Annotated in this window: 20 protein-coding genes; 6 read left to right on the forward strand and 14 right to left on the reverse strand. The window is 49.5% G+C overall.

Going from position 1 to position 19,900, the window contains the following annotated elements:
• Nucleotides 1-138: 138 nt before the first annotated feature.
• The 3 genes from BFC17_RS07625 to trxC form a co-directional block, all read right to left on the reverse strand.
• Nucleotides 139-390, reverse strand: a complete 252-nt coding sequence (locus BFC17_RS07625) for an HP1242/YdcH family protein (RefSeq protein WP_070175853.1) — start codon at nucleotides 388-390, stop codon at nucleotides 139-141.
• Between the two features lie 190 nt (nucleotides 391-580).
• The gene (locus BFC17_RS07630; RefSeq protein WP_070175854.1) at nucleotides 581-2,770 is read right to left on the reverse strand and encodes a YgiQ family radical SAM protein; all 2,190 of its coding nucleotides are present in this window, start codon (nucleotides 2,768-2,770) and stop codon (nucleotides 581-583) included.
• A 127-nt stretch (nucleotides 2,771-2,897) separates the two neighbouring features.
• Complete coding sequence (trxC, locus tag BFC17_RS07635; protein WP_175439544.1) at nucleotides 2,898-3,332, reverse strand: thioredoxin TrxC; 435 nt, start codon at nucleotides 3,330-3,332, stop codon at nucleotides 2,898-2,900.
• Nucleotides 3,333-3,471: 139 nt separating this feature from the next.
• Between trxC and BFC17_RS07640 the strand changes: the two genes are divergently transcribed.
• Nucleotides 3,472-3,942, forward strand: coding sequence for an EVE domain-containing protein (locus BFC17_RS07640; RefSeq protein ID WP_070175855.1), 471 nt, complete (start codon nucleotides 3,472-3,474; stop codon nucleotides 3,940-3,942).
• On the opposite strand, the gene dgcA is transcribed toward BFC17_RS07640, so the two are convergent.
• The 4 genes from dgcA to BFC17_RS07660 all read right to left on the reverse strand — a co-directional run bounded on the left by dgcA (nucleotide 3,939) and on the right by BFC17_RS07660 (nucleotide 7,741).
• On the reverse strand, nucleotides 3,939-4,979 hold the full coding sequence (gene dgcA / locus BFC17_RS07645) for an N-acetyl-D-Glu racemase DgcA (protein WP_070175856.1): 1,041 nt from the start codon (nucleotides 4,977-4,979) through the stop codon (nucleotides 3,939-3,941). The genes BFC17_RS07640 and dgcA overlap by 4 nt on opposite strands.
• Nucleotides 4,976-5,974 carry an N-acetyltransferase DgcN gene (gene dgcN, locus BFC17_RS07650; protein ID WP_070175857.1) on the reverse strand — a complete coding sequence of 333 codons (999 nt, stop codon included), beginning with the start codon at nucleotides 5,972-5,974 and terminating at the stop codon, nucleotides 4,976-4,978. Before dgcN ends, dgcA begins: the two co-directional genes overlap by 4 nt.
• A 132-nt stretch (nucleotides 5,975-6,106) precedes the next feature.
• Nucleotides 6,107-7,102 (reverse strand): adenosine deaminase, encoded by a 996-nt coding sequence (add, locus tag BFC17_RS07655; RefSeq protein ID WP_070175858.1) that lies wholly within the window; start codon nucleotides 7,100-7,102, stop codon nucleotides 6,107-6,109.
• Between the two features lie 195 nt (nucleotides 7,103-7,297).
• A complete protein-coding gene (locus BFC17_RS07660; protein ID WP_070175859.1) occupies nucleotides 7,298-7,741 on the reverse strand; it encodes a DUF3859 domain-containing protein in 444 nt (147 codons plus the stop codon).
• Nucleotides 7,742-7,812: 71 nt separating this feature from the next.
• Between BFC17_RS07660 and BFC17_RS07665 the strand changes: the two genes are divergently transcribed.
• On the forward strand, nucleotides 7,813-8,820 hold the full coding sequence (locus BFC17_RS07665; protein WP_070175860.1) for a beta propeller repeat protein: 1,008 nt from the start codon (nucleotides 7,813-7,815) through the stop codon (nucleotides 8,818-8,820).
• Nucleotides 8,821-8,865: 45 nt separating this feature from the next.
• On the opposite strand, the gene BFC17_RS07670 is transcribed toward BFC17_RS07665, so the two are convergent.
• Complete coding sequence (locus BFC17_RS07670) at nucleotides 8,866-10,926, reverse strand: YncE family protein (RefSeq protein WP_070175861.1); 2,061 nt, start codon at nucleotides 10,924-10,926, stop codon at nucleotides 8,866-8,868.
• Nucleotides 10,927-11,222: 296 nt separating this feature from the next.
• Between BFC17_RS07670 and BFC17_RS07675 the strand changes: the two genes are divergently transcribed.
• Complete coding sequence (locus BFC17_RS07675) at nucleotides 11,223-12,512, forward strand: DUF445 domain-containing protein (protein WP_070175862.1); 1,290 nt, start codon at nucleotides 11,223-11,225, stop codon at nucleotides 12,510-12,512.
• Here BFC17_RS07675 and BFC17_RS07680 read toward each other — a convergent pair whose 3' ends face one another.
• The gene (locus BFC17_RS07680) at nucleotides 12,513-13,349 is read right to left on the reverse strand and encodes a patatin-like phospholipase family protein (protein ID WP_070175863.1); all 837 of its coding nucleotides are present in this window, start codon (nucleotides 13,347-13,349) and stop codon (nucleotides 12,513-12,515) included.
• A gap of 207 nt (nucleotides 13,350-13,556) precedes the next feature.
• On the reverse strand, nucleotides 13,557-13,910 hold the full coding sequence (locus BFC17_RS07685; RefSeq protein WP_070175864.1) for a hypothetical protein: 354 nt from the start codon (nucleotides 13,908-13,910) through the stop codon (nucleotides 13,557-13,559).
• A gap of 334 nt (nucleotides 13,911-14,244) precedes the next feature.
• Here BFC17_RS07685 and BFC17_RS07690 point away from each other — a divergent pair, with 334 nt between their 5' ends.
• Nucleotides 14,245-14,721, forward strand: coding sequence for a retroviral-like aspartic protease family protein (locus tag BFC17_RS07690; protein ID WP_139142024.1), 477 nt, complete (start codon nucleotides 14,245-14,247; stop codon nucleotides 14,719-14,721).
• A gap of 7 nt (nucleotides 14,722-14,728) precedes the next feature.
• On the opposite strand, the gene BFC17_RS07695 is transcribed toward BFC17_RS07690, so the two are convergent.
• Nucleotides 14,729-16,201, reverse strand: a complete 1,473-nt coding sequence (locus BFC17_RS07695; protein WP_229680894.1) for an FAD-binding domain-containing protein — start codon at nucleotides 16,199-16,201, stop codon at nucleotides 14,729-14,731.
• A gap of 201 nt (nucleotides 16,202-16,402) precedes the next feature.
• Here BFC17_RS07695 and BFC17_RS07700 point away from each other — a divergent pair, with 201 nt between their 5' ends.
• A complete protein-coding gene (locus tag BFC17_RS07700; RefSeq protein ID WP_070175867.1) occupies nucleotides 16,403-17,059 on the forward strand; it encodes a hypothetical protein in 657 nt (218 codons plus the stop codon).
• On the forward strand, nucleotides 17,056-17,829 hold the full coding sequence (locus BFC17_RS07705; protein WP_070175868.1) for a DUF3307 domain-containing protein: 774 nt from the start codon (nucleotides 17,056-17,058) through the stop codon (nucleotides 17,827-17,829). The genes BFC17_RS07700 and BFC17_RS07705 overlap by 4 nt, the downstream gene beginning before the upstream one ends.
• Before the next feature lies 1 nt (nucleotide 17,830).
• Here the strand turns inward: BFC17_RS07705 and BFC17_RS07710 are convergent, their stop codons facing one another.
• The 3 genes from BFC17_RS07710 to BFC17_RS07720 form a co-directional block, all read right to left on the reverse strand.
• On the reverse strand, nucleotides 17,831-18,541 hold the full coding sequence (locus BFC17_RS07710; protein ID WP_070175869.1) for a glutathione S-transferase family protein: 711 nt from the start codon (nucleotides 18,539-18,541) through the stop codon (nucleotides 17,831-17,833).
• A 64-nt stretch (nucleotides 18,542-18,605) separates the two neighbouring features.
• Nucleotides 18,606-18,869: a TIGR03643 family protein gene (locus BFC17_RS07715; protein WP_070175870.1), complete on the reverse strand. Its 264-nt coding sequence runs from the start codon at nucleotides 18,867-18,869 to the stop codon at nucleotides 18,606-18,608.
• 98 nt (nucleotides 18,870-18,967) lie between these two features.
• Nucleotides 18,968-19,798 (reverse strand): L-type lectin-domain containing protein, encoded by an 831-nt coding sequence (locus tag BFC17_RS07720; protein ID WP_070175871.1) that lies wholly within the window; start codon nucleotides 19,796-19,798, stop codon nucleotides 18,968-18,970.
• Between the last annotated feature and the right edge of the window lie 102 nt (nucleotides 19,799-19,900).

The following is a 19,900-nucleotide window of genomic DNA, read 5'->3' on the forward strand; positions in this document are numbered from 1 at the left end:
TCACTGACAGCGATTGAATAATAAAGGGAATCTGACTAAAGGCAAAATAATGTTGGTATAAATACCGGTGATAACACAAAAATCCGGAGCATATAGCCCCGGAAAATCGGTTGGGTAACACTAGAATTATTGGGGGAATTATTGGGTTGCTTCAGTTTCTTTAATGAAGGCAAACAGTGCGTCTTTTAACTGCAGGCGCTCTGCTTTTTTCTCATTTAAAATGTCATCAGAGGTGGGTTCTACACCTTCTTCCATTTTGTGAATAAGCGTATCGAGTTCGTTGTACTGCTCGAAAAGTTTGGCAAAGTGACGGTCATTCATTTTTAAATGACGAATAGTGTGCTGATGATCAGGGAATTCATGAACAAGATCATGTTTTTCAATAGTCATAATAGCTCTTATCTGGTTGTTAACAGTGGCCTTTCCACTGTTTTCAGTTTATGCCATTAGTACGACAAATACCTTGATACATATCACTATTTACTTATATTGCTACGCGATAAATCAGGCAACATTGTTATCAACACAGCGCTTGGTTTGCATGCCGATTGCAGTTGCCTGAAAAGTAAACAATCCAGCGTTATTTACTGACGCTTTTACCCTTGGGCTTACGGCCGCCATAGTTGCCCCTCGGGCTTGCCGCATTTTTAAATCCGGTGTGCTTGGTCATGGCCCGTTCGCCGCGGCGGGGCTGTGCTGCACGTTGGCGTTTTTCGTTGCCAGACTCTGGTGGTACCAGGTGCTGGGGACCACGGCCAATTAAATCTTCGCGGCCCATTTTAATCAGCGCCTTGCGGATTTGCGCAAAGTTTTTCGGGTCATGGTAGCGTAACAGTGCTTTATGCAGTCGACGGTGGATTTCTCCCTTGGCTGACGGCACGGTTTCACTGTCTTTTTTCACCTTGCGTAAACTGTTTACCTCGGTGTGATAAAGCGTGGTAGCCGTTGCCATTGGCGAAGGATAAAAGTTTTGTACCTGATCCAGCTTAAAGCGGTTTTCTTTCAGCCAGATTGCCAGCGCCAGCATGTCTTCATCGGTGGTGCCGGGATGCGAGGCAATAAAGTAGGGAATAAGATACTGTTCTTTACCGGCTTCTTTGGAATACTTATCAAACAGTTCCTTAAAGCGATAATAGGTGCCCATACCCGGCTTCATCATTTTGCTTAAGGGGCCTTCCTCGGTATGCTCAGGGGCAATTTTTAAATAGCCGCCGACATGGTGCTTGGCCAGCTCTTTGATGTATTTAGGATCTTCTATAGCCAAATCGTAGCGCACGCCTGAGGCAATAAGGATCTTTTTAATGCCGGGCAAGTCACGGGCGCGGCGATATAAATCGATTGTCGGCTTATGGTCGGTATCCATGTGAGCACAAATAGATGGGTACACACAGGAGGGACGACGGCAGGTGGCTTCTGCCCTGGCACTTTTACAGCGTAAGCGATACATGTTCGCCGTAGGGCCACCTAAATCAGAAATAACCCCGGTAAAGCCAGGCACGGTATCGCGAATTTGTTCGATTTCACGAATGATAGAGTCTTCTGACCGGCTCTGAATAATGCGACCTTCGTGCTCAGTGATCGAGCAGAACGTACAGCCACCAAAGCAGCCCCGCATAATATTGACCGAAAAGCGAATCATGTCGTAGGCCGGGATTTTCGCTTTGCCGTAAACCGGGTGAGGTACACGCTGGTAGGGCAGGTCGAAAACCGCGTCCATTTCTTCGGTTTCCAGCGGCATGGCTGGTGGGTTTATCCAGATATGCCGATCACCATGCCGCTGCAACAGCGCCCGTGCGCAGCCCGGGTTAGTTTCCTGATGCAAAATTCGGTTGGCGTGGGCATACAGGGTTTTGTTATCGCGCACCACTTCAAAAGCGGGCAGTTTAACGTACACCTGCTCCCAGGGCTTACGTCGCTCGGCCGGTTGCACCACTATCGGTTGGGCTTTGGCTTCTTCACCTGGTTCACTGGCTTTGTTTTCGTTTTCGCCCTCACAGTCCGGCTCCATAACATAAGGATTCGGAATGGGGTCAATTTTACCGGGTCTGTCCAGTGAGGTGGAATCTACACCCTGCCATTCTGGCAGCGGTTGTTTAACAATAATGGCAGTACCGCGAACGTCGGTAATATCACCGATGGCTTCACCGGCAGCCAGACGATGGGTCACTTCTACCAGTGGGCGTTCGGCATTACCAAACATCAACAGATCAGCCTTGGCGTCGAACAGCACGGAACGACGGACTTTTTCTGACCAGTAATCATAGTGGGCAATTCGGCGCAGGCTGGCTTCAATGCCGCCTAAAATAATGGGCACATCCTTATAGGCTTCGCGACAACGCTGAGAATACACGGTTACCGCTCTGTCCGGGCGTTTACCGCCTTCGTTGTTGGGGGTGTAGGCATCGTCGTGACGCAGCTTTTTATCGGCGGTGTACCGGTTAATCATGGAATCCATGTTGCCCGCTGTGACACCAAAGTAGAGGTTGGGTTTACCCAACTTCATAAAATCGTTTTTATTTTGCCAGTCTGGCTGAGCAATAATACCTACCCGAAAGCCATGCGCTTCCAGCAAGCGGCCAATAATGGCCATACCAAAACTGGGGTGATCCACATAGGCATCGCCGGTGACCAGTACGATATCGCAGCTGTCCCAGCCCAGTTCGTCCATTTCGGCGCGCGACATAGGTAAAAATGGCGCACTGCCATAACAATGGGCCCAGTATTTAGGGTAAGAAAACAAACCGCGATCGGCTTTAATGGTTGCTTGCATGAAACTCTTCAGGGGGTAGTGAAAACACGCGAATTATAACAAACATCCACGCCCGAACATAGCATGGGCCGTTTTCTTTATGTTGCGCTGTTCATCAGGCTGAACAGCGGGTCGGGTCACTCTTTACTTAGCCAATCACCTGCTGCGCCCATTGCAGCAGTTGTCCGGCTGGCATGGCACCGGCCTGACGCGTCACTTCGCGGCCCTGTTTAAAAACCAGTAAGCTGGGAATACTGCGAATGGCGTACTGCTGGCTGAGCGCCGGATTAGCTTCGGTATCCACTTTGGCAAAGATGGCTTTGCCCTGTAACTGACTGGCCACCTGGGCAAACGCCGGGGCCATCATTTTACACGGGCCGCACCAGTCGGCCCAAAAATCCACGATCACCGGCAGATCCGATTTTTGGACAAAGCGGCCAAAAGCGGCTTGATTAAGCTCAATAGGGTGAGAGGGCAACAAGCCCTGTTTACATTTTCCGCAGCGAGGATTGTCCTGCAATCGCTCAGCCGGACTCCGATTCAAGCCCTGACAATGGGGGCAAACCACCTGAATAGCACTCATCCGATTTTCCTCTAAGGTTTTGCTAAGATATGGAGTCATCATGGTTGTTCACAAGGGCCGGTAGCAGAACACTTCTCAACAGCTGATTTGCTGGTCGTGCTGGCGTATACTGGCGCCGCTTAATTCGGAGAACCATACAATGCAATACTGGCTGTTTAAATCAGAACCTGATGTGTTTGGCATCGATCATCTGGCTGCCCGCCCTAATCAGACCGAACCCTGGGACGGTGTAAGAAATTACCAGGCACGAAACTTCCTGCGCGATGAGGTTAAGGTGGGGGATCGGGTGTTTTTTTATCATTCCAGTTGTAAAACGGTGGGGATTGCCGGCATTGCTGAGGTGGTTAAAGCCGGCTATCCCGATGCGACGCAGTTTAATCCGGAATCGGCGTACTTTGATCCCAAAGCCACCCAGGAAAAGCCCCGTTGGTATAGCGTGGATGTAAAATATGTTAGTAAGTTTGCCCGGGTACTGGAACTGAGCACTATTAAGGATTGCCCGCAGATCACCGAGCTTAGTCTGGTTAAAAAGGGCCACCGTTTATCTGTCATGCCGGTGATAGAAAACGAGTGGCACACCTTAGTGGCATTGGGTGGTCGGCAAATTTAGTCGGGCAGCTTGTGCCAGAGTGCGGCCAGACCATGCTGACCATACTGACCCGGCAATCCCCACAGAAATGGCTCTGGCTGACTCATGCGGCCATTGTCAAAGCAAAAGCCATCCTGTCGGTCCTGGGCAACCAGTAAGGGGCCATCCAAGTCCACAAACTGTACATCGGCGCATATTTCATAGGCGGGAGCCATGGCCAGCGAAGAGCCGACCATGCAGCCAATCATTATTTGCATGCCGTGCTCGCGAGCGATCTGTTGCGTTCGGATAGCCTCAGTCAGGCCGCCGGTTTTATCCAGCTTAATATTGACGGCCTGATAATAACTCGCAAGACGTTCGATATCGCTACTGGTGTGACAGGACTCATCGGCACATAACAGTACCGGGCTGTTGAGCCCGGCAAGTTCGGCATCTGCCTGCGCTGGAACAGGTTGTTCTATCAGCGTCACGCCAAGTCTGGCCATTTCGGGTAACCATTCCTTCAGCATACTTACCTGCCAGCCTTCGTTAGCATCAACAATCAGGCGGCTTTGCGGCGAAGCCTGGTGGATCGCAGCCAGGCGTTCCAGTACCAGATGTTCATCCAGCTTAATTTTTATCAGCGGCGCATTTTTAATGGCTTCGGCCTGTGCCTGCATGCCCTCTGGCGTATCAATGCTCAGGGTTTGGGCGGTATTGCAGCGTTGCGTTACCCGCAGGTTGGCCAGACTGGCTACTGACTTACCGGTGAGTTTGGCTTTTAAATCCCATAAGGCCGCATCGAGAGCGTTACGAGCGGAGCCTGCGGGTAACAGCGTCAGTAGGTCCTGGGTATCATTCACCGTCGCAAAACGGGTTTTTACATCTTCTAATTGGGCCAGTACGCTTTCGATTGATTCGTTGTAACGGGCGTAGGGCACGGATTCACCCCAGCCATAGTATTGTCCGTCACTCACTATAACCGTGATCACATCGGCCTGGGTTTTAGCGCCTCGGGAAATGCGAAACTCGCGGGCTAAGGGAAAGGACTCAGCAAAAGCTTTAAAAGTCAGACTCATTCCAGTGCCTCCAGCAAGGCGTCAACGCCGTGACGGATAGGGTCAACACAGGGTAAGCCCAGTTTTTCAGTCACGCTTTGACAATAGGCCAGCGCTTCCTCGTCACTCACCGAGGAGGTATTTACAGACACACCCACAACTTTGATGTTTGGGTTGGTAATACGCCCGGCTTGCAGGTTCATTTCGATTACGTCTTCAAGGCCTGGCAAGGGTCTGCCTGGCAGAGCCCGCATATGGTCGCGATTCAGTGCATGACATATCACCAGCGCATCGGGTTGTGAACCGTGTAACAAGCCCAGGCTTACGCCTGCAAAAGCAGGGTGGTAGAGCGAGCCCTGGCCTTCAATCAGATCCCAGTGGTCTTCGTCATTGGCCGGGCACAACGCCTCGACACTACCAGAAATAAAATCCGACACCACACAGTCAACGGCAATGCCTTCACCGGCTACCAGAATGCCACTTTGGCCAGTGGCCCTGAATGTGGCTTTGATTCCTTTTGCCTGCATGGCTTTGGCCAGACTTAAGGTGGTGTACATTTTTCCTACTGAGCAGTCGGTACCAACGGTTAACAGGCGCTTACCGGGGCGTTTTTCGCCTTTGCCGGTTTTAAATTTGGTGGTGGGGTGGCGAATATCAATCAGGCGTCGCCCGAGTTCCGCGGCTTTTGCTGCCACTTCAGGAATATCGGTTAATTTATCGTGCAGGCCGTTAATAATATCCATGCCGTTTTCCAGCGCAGTGATGATTGAGTCCACCAGCACCGGATCTAACACGCCACCACTGTTAGCAAATCCCAGAACAAAGGCCTTAGCTCCTTGTTGAGCGCCTTCCTCGATAGACATTAGAGGCAAGCCGGTAGTGACCGTGCAGCCGGGAAGAGCAAACTCGCCGACGCACATGTCAGGGCTCCAGTCGGCAGCGCTTTTGGCCATTTTGATACTGAGCGGATCGGTAGCATTGCCAATGAATAATAAATAAGGGGAAGGCAAATTCATGGTAACTCCTTGAACAAAGGTCACAATCGATGACAAAAGAAGATGATAATACTGGGCTCGTACCCTAAAGCCATCAAAGGGTGAATTCCAGCGTTATTCGTCATTAATAAAATGGCTTTGGGGATGAGTGCGTCATTGATAGGCGTCGAGTTGCGCAAGATAGGCCTGTTTGTCTGGTTCGGGTAGCCAGGTCACGGTAAATGCGTTAGCCATCAGCGTTTTAAGCTCTTCCTTAGTGAAATTACCTTCTTCCTGAAGAGCAATAAGGTTTTCATTCATGTAGGCACGAAAGTAGGCAGGATCGTCAGAATTGATGGTCGCCAGCATGCCTTTATTCAGCATTTCGCGAATTTCATTTGAGGTGAGAGACTGCACAACAAACTGGTTAGATACCGGACAAACGGTAAGACCCAGCTTATGACTTTTGATAAGTTCACATAGTTGTTCTGATTCCAGTGAGTTAACCCCGTGGTCAATACGGTCTACGCCGATGATCTCAATAACCTGACGAATATGCTCCAGCGTGTTTTTCTGATTGACATCGCAATGCATAGTGAGTTTTAAGCCCCATTCTTTGGCAAGCTTGAACACCTCACGGAATTTTACCGGCGGATTATTGTATTCGTCGGAGTCCAGACCAACACCCACCAACCAGCCAAGGTAGGGCTTAGCCATCTCGAGATGCTCCATGGCGCTTTCTGCTGACATGTCACGCAGGAAGCACATAATCAACTGACTTCTGATCCCCAGTTTTTCCTCGGCAGCACTTTGCGCACGACGAATACCGGTAATCACAGTGTCGAAACTAACGCCACGACTGGTGTGCCCCTGAGGGTCAAAAAATATTTCGGTATAAACAACATTTTGCGACGCCGCTTTCTCCAGATAATCCCAGGTGAGCCGGAAAAAGTCGTCTTCGTCAATCAGCACGCTCATGCCAGCGTAATAAATTTTTAAAAATGAGGGTAGGTCATGAAAATCGTAGGCGGCGATCAGGGCTTCCGGGGTGTCGAATGGGAGCTCGATGTTATTTTTCTTCGCCAGGGCGAAACTGAGTTCCGGTTCCAGGGTGCCTTCGATATGAACGTGTAATTCAGCTTTTGGCATGCCTTCTATAAATGCGTGCATACTTACTCCTTATTATTTTTTGCCCGATGGATACTGCAAAAAGTATTCCCCTCAAAATGTAGGGTTAAGCCATTGTAAAGTATAAGATATATAATAAGTGAGTAAGCACCGTTGAATCACATCGGTGCAAAATTGCCCGAAATAATAGCAAGGCGTCAGTTGCGTTTACTGGTTGGACAGTGCCTTTGCCTTGGATCAGCGACGAAGTTTTGGTTTTCCCCGCTGCCAAAATTGGGCGCCGTCGTAGGGCAGGTCATGCTCAACGGTAAATGTTTTATCCGCAATGATGGTGTCGTTAAGTGTTAATGTCATCCGCCATTCCCCGGCTTTATTATCCAGCGGTTCCCACAGCGTATCGCCCAGATAAAAATCCCAGTCGTTAGAGCGGATATACTCCTCGCCATCAAATGGAGCCATGGGCACACCGTTTTTATCCGGGATCCCCGGGTGATAAATACAATAGCGAACACACTGGTTTTTGGCGCGTTTTATGTTAACAATAAAACCAAATTCGATATCCAGTTCCAGTGGAATATGGGTGGTGAAGGTTCTTATTTTGGGTAACGCTTTGGCATCAGCATCCCACTTGGTGTGGATGCCATAGGTAACGACTTCGATAATGGGTTTTGGCCTGGCCATAGGTAATTTAACTAATGTACTGCTTATTTTTAAATGCTAGCAAATTGTGTGCGGGAATGCTGCGTCGGGGGATGAAAAATTTTGCCCGTCTTGCGCTGCTTAGCCCGCTTATTAGTAGTGGTGCGATGGCAGCAACCACCCGGTATGACCTGGATGAGCAGGTTTCGTTTCAGGCGGTGACCTGGTTGAAGGACAGGGTGGTAGCCTCTGGTACTGCGGGCGCTATTTATCTTTCACAGGATGATGGCCAGCACTGGCAAAAGCTTAACGGACCGGCGCAGAGTGATGCGTTGCAGTTTCGCGATAACCAGTGGCTGGACTCTGGTCGTTTAGTGGTGATGAGTGCCGGTGAAGAGGCTGATTCCGGGATTTTTATCAGTGATAATCTCGGCCAGTCCTGGCGACGGGTAGCCACCGGTGAGACTGCCAGCACGTTTTACGATTGTTTTTACGTGGCCAGTAACGGGCAGGGCTGGTTATACGGTGACGCGGATGAAAAGGGATTATTTGTGCTGGCAACTGAGGATAGCGGCGAGCATTGGCAGCGCCAGCAGGTGCCTTTTAACGCGCAGCCATCTGAAGGCGGATTTGCCTCCAGCGGCACCTGCTTAAATGGCGCTGGTGATAACGGCATGGTCATTGGTACCGGTAATGGTTCTGTCGCGCGGGTGTTACTTTACACCCAGGGCCAGTGGCAAAGTATTGAGAGTCCAATTGCAGGCGGCGAAGCTGGCGGGATTTTTTCGCTGCAACCTATTAAGCAAACCCTGTTAGTGAGTGGCGGAAGCCTGAAACAATCAACGCTTCCTGCAAAGGCCTGGCTGTATGATATGGCTGACAATAGCTGGCTGGCGTTACCCGCATTACCTTTAACCGGTGCGGTTTACGGTTCGGCGGTGTTATCGGTACAGGGTGGTGTTGAATACTGGGTAAGTAATCCTCAGGGCGTGGCTGTATTGCGACCGGGCGCATCTGACTGGCAGTGGGTAAGCCAAAGTAATATATGGAGCCTGGCTTGTCAGGCAGGCAAAGGTTGCATAGGCGTAGGTAAGAATGGCCGGATAGAGCTTTATCAATAGCAGAACGCCCCGTGGGGCGTTCTTAATGCTGGCAGTTGTTGCTGCCTAGTGGGCGGGGATGACCACTACCGACTCTGGTGCGGTATGACTCATGGTAAAGTCTGGTGCAATATCGCCACTGGCGCTGTTAAGGATATTATCAAAACGCATAATGACGTTGTTGGATTTCTCGGCCACGTAAGCGTGACCATTGCTAAGCATCAGGTCTACCGGGTTGCCAAGCATAGAGTTGGGGCCAGCTATCATTACACTCATATCGCTGAGCCCGTTAGCCAGGCCCGCTGCCGGAATGACATACAGCTTGCCATCTGTGGCACTGGCGGCGCTACCCACGTCGGAAATAACCAGACTATCAGACTGCGCGTCGTAATCGATACCATGAATGTTAGTTGGGGCGGCAACGGCCGTTCCGTTCATGGCTGGTGTAATTAAACGGTTCTCGCCATTCACCGTCGTCATGCCATTCATCAGTTTACGGGTAACTTCATCAAAAACTGCTACCGTACCATTAGTGAGGGCAACAAAAGCGCGGTCGGTCTGGGCGTCGTAGTCAACATCCCAGGGACGAGCGCCATTGCTTGCCACCAGCGTGATTAGCGGGGCGACATCACCACTGGCGCAGCTGGAAAATACCTTGATACCTGGCGTTGTTGCATTCAGCTCAGCTACAAACACCAGCCCGTGAGTCGATGAAACATCCGCGCCTTTAGGCGTTACCAATCCAGTACTGGCTCCCATAATCATGTGATCCTGCGACATGCTGTAGCTATCACCCTTTCGCATGCTGGCCAGACGGTTAATCAGCAGCACACCGCCCATGGAGGTGGCCGGATCATCAAATGTAACCGCGCCGTCGCCAAAGGCATCCAGGGTAACGCTCTCAATGCTCATTCCTGCATCGAAGTTAGCCAGCATGCTGCTTAATACCGCAGAATACTGGTTGATTTGGCCGGTGGCCGGGCCTTCTGTGGCGGGGTTACTGGATACTACGATGCCATTAATGGTGGCGCTGGTAAGGGCATTATCGGAGGCGTCCATGGCCATCATCATTGGCATTACCTGGGCCAGTGATTCTGGTTTACTGGTAGCGGTTGCCAGCGCAGGGGCAATGTCACCATCCGCACCGTCGAAGATATTAGTAAAGATTAAAATGGCATCATTGGATTTTTCTGCCACCCGCAGGGTAGTACCGGACAGGATAATATCAACCGGATTACCCAGCATCGACATCGGGCCGCTAATTTGGCGAGCAGGCTGGATGTTACCATCAGCCATGGCAGCGCCATTGATAACAAATAGCTGGCCATCATCGGCAACGGCGGCATCACCTACATCAGAAACCACCAACAGGTCGCTTTGAGCGTGGTAAACAATGCCATGCAAATTAACAGAAAGCTGATTACCGTTGGCATCTGCGGGCACAATAGAGCGCATCACCGCAGGCGCAAAGTCTGACCCCATGACATCGTCATACACGGCCACCGTACCGTCGGTTAGCGCCACAAACATGCGGTCATTTACTTCATCGACAGTGACATCCCAGGGTTTGGCTGGTAGGGGAATTTCTGCCACCGGCATAACATCGCCTGCGGCCTGGCTACCAAAAATGCTGATCTGCATACCATTAAAATCGGCTACGAACACCAATCCGCTGTGCTGGGCCAGGTGTATCCCTTTAGGGTTGGTTAGTCCGGTGTTGGTGCCTGTGATTTCTTTGTCATAAGCGGTCATGAACATGCCGCCAGTGCGGGCCGTCATCCGGCACACCGTACGCAGGCTGCCGGTAGAACTGTCACCCGCCTGGATAAGATTACCGGCGCTATCCAGCACAATGCCTTCATTATTGCCAGAGGTAAACAGATTAAGCAGAGCCGCGTTTTGGTCGACCAGACTCACGGAGCCGCGATTACTATCGCCATTATTGGCAATTAAAAATGTGCCTTCGGCGAGCCCTGGTGCGCCGTTGTTACCATTTACACCATTGGCACCGTCCATGCCGGCGGGACCAGCAGGACCAGTATCGCCATCATCCACGCAGCCAGCCAGACCCAGAGTGAGTGCTAAAGTAATGACAGACAGGCGAAAGCCCGATTGTTGTGTATTCATTATCCGTATCTCCATGTGTTTTTTAGTTACGGCAGGCTTACCAACGCAACTTCCAGCCAGCCGATACAAGCCAAACGAGTGAGATCGCCTGGTAGATGCAAAAAATAAAAAATAAATTGAAAAAAATTTAAAAAAGTAAATATCAGGCGTAAACGGGGTGAATATTGCCGGATAATCCGGGCTTTAGTACGTGGCGGTTAAGTTGAAGTATGAGCGCATTACCTTGGGAAACGCCCATTTGCCTATACATTTAATCTAATCCACGCATAAATTGAGCGCGACAACGGACAAAACTTATGGATAAAGCCTTACAGTTACACAAGGCAAAGCGCCAGGCGGGTGGCTGGCTTTTGGCAGCGGCAGGCATGTTTATTGGCCTGACGGTATGGCAAACCGTGCAACCTGAAATGGCGGGCAGTACCATGATTGGCTTACTAAAGATGATGTCTGAAGCGGCCTTGGTGGGTGGCCTGGCAGACTGGTTTGCCGTCAGTGCTTTGTTTCGGCCCATTCCGGCCTTTAAACCCATTCCTCACACTAATATTGTGGCGCGTAACCAGCAGGCCATTGCCGATAACCTGGCGCAATTTGTGAAAGAAAAGTTTTTTCACGAACAGGCCATTGAAGCCCTGGTAGCGCGCAGCGCGCCGGCAAAAGCGTTAGGCTTGTGGCTGACAGAGGCGAATAATGCCAGACGTTTGTCGCAGTATGTGGCTGACAGCCTTAAAGGCTTGTTAAACGTGGTTTATGATGAACCTATCCAGCAGGCATTGCGGCGTTCGGTTGAGCGAGGTTTACGCAAGTTGCCTTTGGCCGCGTTGCTGGCAGGTTCACTACGACTAATGACTAAAGATGGCCGTCATCAGCAGTTGGTCAATAAACTCATCGATAAACTGGCCGCTGCATTACAAAGTGAGGCGTCGCAGGCGGTGATTGCCGACAAACTCAATGGCTGGCTGAAAACCGAATATCGCCGACTGGAGAAAATTCTGCCATCGGCCTGGTTAAGCGAACAGGGCGCGGGCATAGCGGTTAGTGCCATCAGTCATACCTTGCAGGATATCAATGATGATCCCCAACACCCGGTCAGATTAGCGTTAAATACCCAGATTGAACGCTTTATTGATGATCTGGAAAGTGACGAAGCGACCGCACAGAAACTGGATGCCTTTCGTAACCGGCTGTTAGAAAGCGAAGCTCTGCATCAGTATCTTCAGCGGATCTGGCTGGATATACATCAATGGTTAATGAATGATTTAGCACAGCCTCAAGGGCAGGTGGTTACGCGACTTACAGTCTTATTTAATGACAGCGGTGAGCGGTTGTTGGCAGATAGCACGCTGCAACAGGCGGTAAATTATCATATGGGAGTAGCAGCCCGATATATTGCGCCGGAACTGGCAGACTTTTTAACCGATCACATTCGCCGTACTATTCTTGGTTGGGACAGCGCCCAGATGTCCCGTCAGATAGAACTCAATATTGGCAAGGATCTGCAAAAGGTCAGAATCAATGGCACCCTGGTGGGCGGATTGATAGGCGGCATATTGTTTGGGTTGGAATACGCTATCGGGCAGCTGATGTGATCAGGCTGCCTGAGCAAATTCAGCAAAATATTGTTGCGCGCAGTGTCTGCCCATACGATACCCTTTGAGCAATTTGGCTTTATTCATAGTCAGGCGTTTAACCGGAAAGTCTGCCGGCGGCACGATGACCTGTAAATTACAATCCGCAGGCGGATCTGCAATAAAAGCCAGGGTCTGATTGTACACCGCACTGCGCTGATGGATGGTTTCGATTAACGCCGGATAGTCTGCGAACATTTTTTCGGTTAGCCAGGGCGCTTTTTCCCCGGACTTTTTATAACCCCAGGGCTGGGAAAGGATAACGGTGATATTTTTACACCCCTGTTGGTAGGCATACTGCACCGGAATCGCATCGGCAACGCCACCATCCACATACATCCCACGGGCCAGTTGTGGCGGCGTGCGGTAAACCACAGGCAGTGCACAGGTGGCTTCCATCAGTTGATCCATGTTGTCAGGCGTTGCCTGATGATACTCGGCTTGTCCGGTATGCATATTGGTAACGGATACAATCAGCGGCGCTTGCTGGCTGAAGCTTTGGGCGCTTAGTGGATAGCGTTCGCGTGCTTTGCACCATAACCATTTTACATCTGTCATATGGCCTTTCATTACAAAGCGTAACGGATTAAAGAAATCTTTTTGGGTGGCCATGCGTAAGATGATGCGCCGATTACGTTCGGCATTCCCGGCAAGGTAGCCCGCTGCGCTGGTGGCTCCGGCAGAAACCCCAACGACCATATCAAAAGGGTAATAGTTGTGTTGCTGAAAGGTATCCAGCACGCCAGCAGCAAAAATACCACGCATGGCACCGCCTTCGACAATGAGCGCGTGTTTCATAACGTAATTCCGTTTAATGATTAGAGCCTTAATTTACCCTACCTGAGCTCACTGGTCAGATGAAATAAATTATACTAATTAATCGGTATAAACGAATGATCCAGCCTGATGGGATCAATGCAAAACACAATTTTTACTGTAGCGGGCAGGTAAAGGCCAAACGTCCGGATAAACCCGGTGTCTGGCCCTGTGTCAGGAAAGCTTGGTTTAGTGGCGTTTAAACGGCGGGCGACCGCTAAAATCGGTTTGCTGACCGGTGCTGGTGGTTTCGAACTGCGCAACATCAACCACATTAAGGCATTCGGTGGTGCGTTTGAACGGTGGTTTTCCCCGCATCACAACCGTTTTGGTTTCTTCACATTGTGATGTTATTTCAAATTGAGCAACATCGGCGGTGCTCACTGGCGCAAAAGTGCGTTTAAATGGCGGCTTGCCAGTACGCTCAACCACCATAATCGTGTCTGATGCCTCATTGTTGCCTATTTGTGGTGCAGCTTGAGAGGCTGAGTGCACGAAAGAAAAGCAAGAAAGTGCGATAAGCGGCAAAATTGGTAATTTCATCGTTGTATCCTTTAACTATTAAGATTAATTTTCGTCTTTTTATTGGCCAGTTGAGTGTAAATAAGACTTTAATAACAAGTAATACCATCTGGTGATAGTTGTTATCTATGACATTTGTCACGAGTTTGCGTAAAAGTTGATAAGAGATGCGGGTTATTGTTTTATTTTGGTGCGAAAAGGCACGTATTTTGTGCGGTGGTGGCGCATCTTGTTAGCAGGTTTATGTAAAAACAATAACCTAGAGTTTGGTGCCAAATTTGCTGTTGCTATACATACCCTTGGGGAAAAGCGTAATACGTATTGTCGTATTGCCTTAAGCAGTGGAGTATGGCGCATGTGGCTAACAGTAATTAAACGCCTTTTTGTGGTGATAAGCGTGGTGAGTTGGACGGGGTTGGCTGAGGCTAATTCGTTTGCACTGACCAGCAGTGCGGGCGGCACACTGTATCTTCACTCAGAGGCTGATAATGTAGTTACGCGGTACCTGATTGATACCGGGTCGTCACTAACCATTCTTAACAAAAGGACGTTTGCTCTTATCCGACAGGCGCAGACCGTCACCAAAGCGGGTAAAGTGATTGCTAAACTGGCTAACGGCCGGCAACAAACCGTGCAGCTGTATACCATTCCATTGCTGAGCTTGAGTAAAGACTGCCAGTTTACCGACGTAAGCGTGGCAGTGATGGATAATGCCCACAATATTCTGGGTATGGAAGTGCTTGGTCGGGCTGCCCCTTTTGGTATAGAACTGCAACCAGCCAGACTCACATTGAGTCAGTGTGACAACACGATACTGGCAGCAAATCAGTAGTGGCCTGTTAGCCTGGGTTAGAGTGACGGGCAAGGATCCGTTTGGCCTCGCGTCTGACATCCTGGCGTTTACGCCATTCCCAAAGAATCACCTTATGTTTAGCAATAGCCTGATCAGGGTCTATTATCGGGTTACGGTAAATTGGGGGTAATGGCTGTTCCAGGGCAAGCTGATTTAACGGCGGCATTTGCCAGGGAGCAAAGAGATCTTCGTTAGGTAAATACGCTAATTCTGGCACCCAGCGCCGGATAAAAGTTCCGTCAGGATCGTTATCTCGCGCTTGTTTAACCGGGTTGTAAACACGCAGTGTATTGGTGCCGGTTACGCCGGCCTGCATATGAAATTGCGGGTAATGAATACCGGGTTCAAAGTCGAGAAACTGACGGGCCAGATGCTGTACACCGCGCCGCCAGTCGATAAGCAGATAATGGGTTAAAAAACTCACCAGCATGGCCCGCATACGAAAGTTAAGGTAGCCGGTTTGGTTAACGCAGCGCATACAGGCGTCGACCATGGGCACGCCTGTAGTTCCTTGTTGCCAGGCAGTAAGATGCGCTTCAACCTGTTCATCCGACCGGTAGGGAAAGTGCTGATACGCGTGATTAACCGGGCGAAATTCCTGCTCACATTCACTTTCGAATTTTTGGATAAAATGGCAGTGCCAGTGCAGACGCGACGCAAAAGCACTTAATGAGCGGGGCAGCGACTGCTGGCTGGACCTGAGCTTTTGGTAAACCTGTCTGAGGCTTAAATTGCCCCAGGCCAGATAAGGCGAAAGACGGGAACAGCTGTTAAAACTGGCCAGTGGGCTGCTGATATGGCGGTGGTAATCCTGATGTCGCTGGCGGATGAAACTGTTAAGTAAGTCATGGGCGTGATGCTCGCCACCGGTCTGATGCTCGTTTTCGGGTAGATGGAGCGTTGCTGCCAGCTCAGTTGGCACTCGGGTTAACACGGACTTATCGGTATGCCAGTGCGCCTGTGACAACGAAGGCGTCGATACAGGCTGTGACATTACCTGTTGCCAGTGTTGTGCCCATTGCTTTCGATGGCTCAGGCCACGGGTAACACCACCATAAGCAAACTCCTGCCACTTTACCCCGCGCTGTCTGAATAATTCGGTTAGTTGTTGGTCGCGCTGATAAGTGCAGTGCAGTCCGGTTTCCTGATAGCTAAGTACATTCACTACGCGATAGCGCGACAACAAGCGGGTAAAAAAGTCTTCTGCGTCGTCGTAGCTGACATGCATGGTCGCCCCAAACCCTTGCAAGGTGCGCTGCATGGTAAGCAAGCTTTGCCAGACAAACCGCCAGTGGCGGATTGAGTAGTGCGGATCGCGCATTATGGCAGGTTCAAACAAATACAGCGGAAGTACCGGGAATGCCTGGTTAACGGCCTGGCAGAGTGGGGCATGGTCCTGTAATCTGAGATCCCGCTTAAACCAAACTACGGTTAATGGCGCGGCCATTGTTGCTGTCATGATTTATCAGATAATGTAGTGATCAGGCTAAACATGCCTGCTAATACGGTGGATGAGGTTATAAGGTTTTACCCCGACTGGCGCTAAGCCGGCTGTTTGTTAAAGTTACCTAATTTAATCACTTTGATGGATGTGATTAAATATAGTAACATTTAATTAAGTGACGCCTTTAAATTCGGTTCCCTGTAACAAGGAGATGTAATGGAAAATTCAGTGGTATCTGCACAACCGTCAATTATTGCCGTTGTCACCGGCGATCTGGTGGGTTCAAGTAAGCTGACTACCGCGGATTTTCAGCAGGTTATGAGCGCACTGGAAAAACAGCTGAAGCAGTTTTCAATACGCTATAACAGCGCTTATGATATTTTTCGTGGTGATAGTTTTCAGGTACAGACACAACCTCAGCTGGCTGCCAGACTTGCTACCATTATTGATTTAACGCTACGCAGTCATTCACCTTCGGTAATGGTAAGGCAGTGTATTGGCATAGGTACCGGCTCTGCCAGCGAGCAGAGCGTAAAAACGGCTACCGGTGAAGCCTATTTGTTGTCGGGCCACGGGCTCGATGACATCAAGGGGCGGGGATTACGCATACACTGTGCTAATCAGAATTTTCAGACCCAAATGGCCCTGCTGACCCGGTTTTTTGACAGTCATCTGGAACGCCTTACTTCCACCCAGTCTTATGTTGTACTTACCTATTTGTTAGCCGAGAATAAATCCCACGAACACCTGGCACGGGTGCTGGATAAAAAGCGCAGTAATGTGACACGCATCTTAAATACCAGTCAGTATCATTTAATTGCTGATTATCTTGATTATTTTGCGCTGCAGGTAAAAAAGGAATTTACCCTATGACAACGATGACGCTGCTGATTTTATTGCTTGCCGGCCACATACTGGCCGATTTTTACTTGCAGCCATCCCACTGGATAACACAGCGCACTCAACGGCATTTTTCGGCTCCTTGTTTGTACTGGCATGGCGCGGTTCATGGTGTTATTGCGGCGCTGGTGTTGCTGTTAGTAACCGATATTCCGGTGATAAAAGCGGTAGCTTACGCCTTACTGCTGGCTGGCTCTCATATTGTTATCGATGGCGTTAAGTCTTACGCCAGACCCACCATGTTCTGTTTTGTGCTGGATCAGCTGGCCCATTTGCTGGTGATAGGCTTTATCGTATTACTGGTGGCAAATCCCGAGCCAGCGTTTGCCATTTATTGGATTAAACAAGAGGTGAGTTATAAAACCCTGGCAATTATCACCGGCTATTTAATGGTGTTGAGGCCGGTGTCGATAATCATTAAGCAACTGCTGGCACCCTGGAGTAGCGCCATTGAGGCAGATAAAACCGATGCCAACAGCGAAACCTCGCTGCAGGCGGCAGGTAAGAGCATTGGCTATCTGGAACGAATGCTGATCCTGACTTTTATTTTGCTTAATCAGTTTTCTGCCATCGGCTTTTTGTTAGCGGCTAAATCGGTGTTCCGATTTGGCGATCTGCGATTAAGCGAAGATAAAAAACTCACCGAATATGTGATGCTGGGTACTTTAACCAGTTTTGCTCTTACCATTGCCATTGGTTTACTGGTTAGCAGTGTGGCAACCCAGTTACCAATGGGGAAATAAGTTACTGTATCGCGGCAAAGTAGCGCTGATGGATATGCTGGCAATAACGCGTGAGGTTATCGTACTGGCGGGCCAGTTGGGTAAACTCATTGTCCAGCCTGACGTTAATGGCTTCCGCTAAAAAGGCATACACTGTTGCGTCCAGCGAGCAGGGGGCATCGCCAAAGCAAAAGGGCTTGTCGCCAATCATAACCGACAGAGCATCAAGCGTGTCTTTAGCGATAGCCAGCACCTCATCCTTGCTGTGTCGCCCGGTTCCCTGGTTAAACACCTGACGGGAAACGCCGCGGCGAGCGACAAAGGGTACAATAGCGCTTAAGGGAAAAGGCAGGCGCGCAAACAAGGCGGCTTTGACCGCTGGCCAGCTGGCCTTATCTATCCAGCGAAAATACACCAGACACCAGTAAAAATTTTCATCCAGGGATTTGCCGGTAAGATAGGCAATAGCTTGCTGCTCAGGTGTCAGATGATTATCAAAATCGCTGGTGTAGCGGGTTTTCAGGTAGCTGATAATGAAGGTTGAATCGCATACAATAGTGCCATTGTCGTTAAGGTAAGGCAGCTTTTTCTTAGGCGCTTTAAATACCTGATTAACGTTACCGTGATAGTGGTATTCCACGTTAGCCATACGCATAAAGGTGGCAACTTTTAAGACAAAGGGGCTGGGATCGTACATACCCAGACCCTGGCCAAATCCGTATAAAGTGATCATGTGTGTTTTCCCTCTCGTGGCTTAACCGGCAACACGAGTTAACCACACAACATTGCAAAAGTAACTAACGCTGTTTGTATTGGGTAGGACAATAGCCCCGGGATATATCGGGCGAACGTAATTTTAAATGCTTGGTAGTACGACCCTGAGTGCGCTTGCGCCACAGCCTGAAACTGGATGGCTTTAATTCGCGACGCATTAACCTGATCACACCATCCTGGCTAAGGCCATATTCGCGCTCAATCGCTTCAAATGGGGTGCGGTCTTCCCAGGCCATTTCGATAATGCGGGACACGGTTGCAGGAGGAAGAACAATTGTAGATGCCATATTTCTTTACACTGTGAGAATTTGGGGTATCTACGTTATAAAGCGGGAAAAAGATGAAAGAGCCGAGCAACTCGGCTCTTAGCAAGGATTAGCTTACATTAACCTTTGCGTCGTGCTCTGGCTGCTAAGCCAAAAGCAGAAAGACCCAGCAGTGCCAGTGTACCTGGTGCAGAAACTTCATTAATCCCGTTACCCGCAAAATCTTCATCAAATTCAGTACTGAAAGCAAAGCTGGTAATGTCGTGTTTGTTACCTGCGCCACCGGTACCTGAAGTAAAACCTGCGTACACATCGTTGCTGCCAAAGATAGAGGTTAAATCGATAGTATATTCGAGACTAGCCAGAGTAGGTTTAACCACATTTTGGCTGTAGCGTACGCTAAGCTGATCGGTAATACCGTCATAGTCAACCCAGGCAAACCAGTCATCGCCGTCGTTAAAACGGGTAGCTTCGGTAACTAAAGCCAAAGAATCCATGTTGCCATTGACGTTGATGCCGACGTGGTTACCAGAATTGTCATCGTAGCCGCCGTTATTCCAGGTATCAAACTCAATGCCAACTGATTGCGCCAGGTTTTGGTAACCAATACCACCGCCACCACCGCCAGCCTGATTAGATACGGTTTGCAGCGTAAACACGATGCCGTCTGCGCCTATGCCATCTACATCCGAAATGCCAACACCATCAAAAATGTTGAAGGAGAAAAACGAGCTGAATGAAACATCACTACCAAGCGTTTGAGCATCGGTAGAAAAAAAGCTACCAGCCTGAGACGTAGTTTCGGTTAAACGAATAACGTTACCAACTTGTTGAGCATGACCATTAAGCTGTAAACCAGCAGTACTGGAAAAATCAGTGTAAGAAATAACTGAAGCAGAGCTTGAGAATGAAACAACTAAAGCCAGTGCGGTAAGTGAACGTTTAAACATTATTAATTCCTTATTTACGACTACAACGAAATCACGATAATGCTTAGCATAATACTATGCCATTTTTTATTTGTTGTTATTAAACAATTACTTGAATGTTTT

The sequence above is a fragment of the Marisediminitalea lipolytica genome, from assembly GCF_001758465.1.
Classification (GTDB): Bacteria; Pseudomonadota; Gammaproteobacteria; order Enterobacterales; family Alteromonadaceae; genus Alteromonas; species Alteromonas lipolytica.

Coding starts and splice junctions, on each gene's coding strand:
- BFC17_RS07625 (WP_070175853.1), bottom strand. CDS start 390: ATGACTATTGAAAAACATGATCTTGTTCATGAATTCCCTGATCATCAG.
- BFC17_RS07630 (WP_070175854.1), bottom strand. CDS start 2,770: ATGCAAGCAACCATTAAAGCCGATCGCGGTTTGTTTTCTTACCCTAAA.
- trxC (WP_175439544.1), bottom strand. CDS start 3,332: ATGAGTGCTATTCAGGTGGTTTGCCCCCATTGTCAGGGCTTGAATCGG.
- BFC17_RS07640 (WP_070175855.1), top strand. CDS start 3,472: ATGCAATACTGGCTGTTTAAATCAGAACCTGATGTGTTTGGCATCGAT.
- dgcA (WP_070175856.1), bottom strand. CDS start 4,979: ATGAGTCTGACTTTTAAAGCTTTTGCTGAGTCCTTTCCCTTAGCCCGC.
- dgcN (WP_070175857.1), bottom strand. CDS start 5,974: ATGAATTTGCCTTCCCCTTATTTATTATTCATTGGCAATGCTACCGAT.
- add (WP_070175858.1), bottom strand. CDS start 7,102: ATGCACGCATTTATAGAAGGCATGCCAAAAGCTGAATTACACGTTCAT.
- BFC17_RS07660 (WP_070175859.1), bottom strand. CDS start 7,741: ATGGCCAGGCCAAAACCCATTATCGAAGTCGTTACCTATGGCATCCAC.
- BFC17_RS07665 (WP_070175860.1), top strand. CDS start 7,813: ATGAAAAATTTTGCCCGTCTTGCGCTGCTTAGCCCGCTTATTAGTAGT.
- BFC17_RS07670 (WP_070175861.1), bottom strand. CDS start 10,926: ATGAATACACAACAATCGGGCTTTCGCCTGTCTGTCATTACTTTAGCA.
- BFC17_RS07675 (WP_070175862.1), top strand. CDS start 11,223: ATGGATAAAGCCTTACAGTTACACAAGGCAAAGCGCCAGGCGGGTGGC.
- BFC17_RS07680 (WP_070175863.1), bottom strand. CDS start 13,349: ATGAAACACGCGCTCATTGTCGAAGGCGGTGCCATGCGTGGTATTTTT.
- BFC17_RS07685 (WP_070175864.1), bottom strand. CDS start 13,910: ATGAAATTACCAATTTTGCCGCTTATCGCACTTTCTTGCTTTTCTTTC.
- BFC17_RS07690 (WP_139142024.1), top strand. CDS start 14,245: ATGTGGCTAACAGTAATTAAACGCCTTTTTGTGGTGATAAGCGTGGTG.
- BFC17_RS07695 (WP_229680894.1), bottom strand. CDS start 16,201: ATGACAGCAACAATGGCCGCGCCATTAACCGTAGTTTGGTTTAAGCGG.
- BFC17_RS07700 (WP_070175867.1), top strand. CDS start 16,403: ATGGAAAATTCAGTGGTATCTGCACAACCGTCAATTATTGCCGTTGTC.
- BFC17_RS07705 (WP_070175868.1), top strand. CDS start 17,056: ATGACAACGATGACGCTGCTGATTTTATTGCTTGCCGGCCACATACTG.
- BFC17_RS07710 (WP_070175869.1), bottom strand. CDS start 18,541: ATGATCACTTTATACGGATTTGGCCAGGGTCTGGGTATGTACGATCCC.
- BFC17_RS07715 (WP_070175870.1), bottom strand. CDS start 18,869: ATGGCATCTACAATTGTTCTTCCTCCTGCAACCGTGTCCCGCATTATC.
- BFC17_RS07720 (WP_070175871.1), bottom strand. CDS start 19,798: ATGTTTAAACGTTCACTTACCGCACTGGCTTTAGTTGTTTCATTCTCA.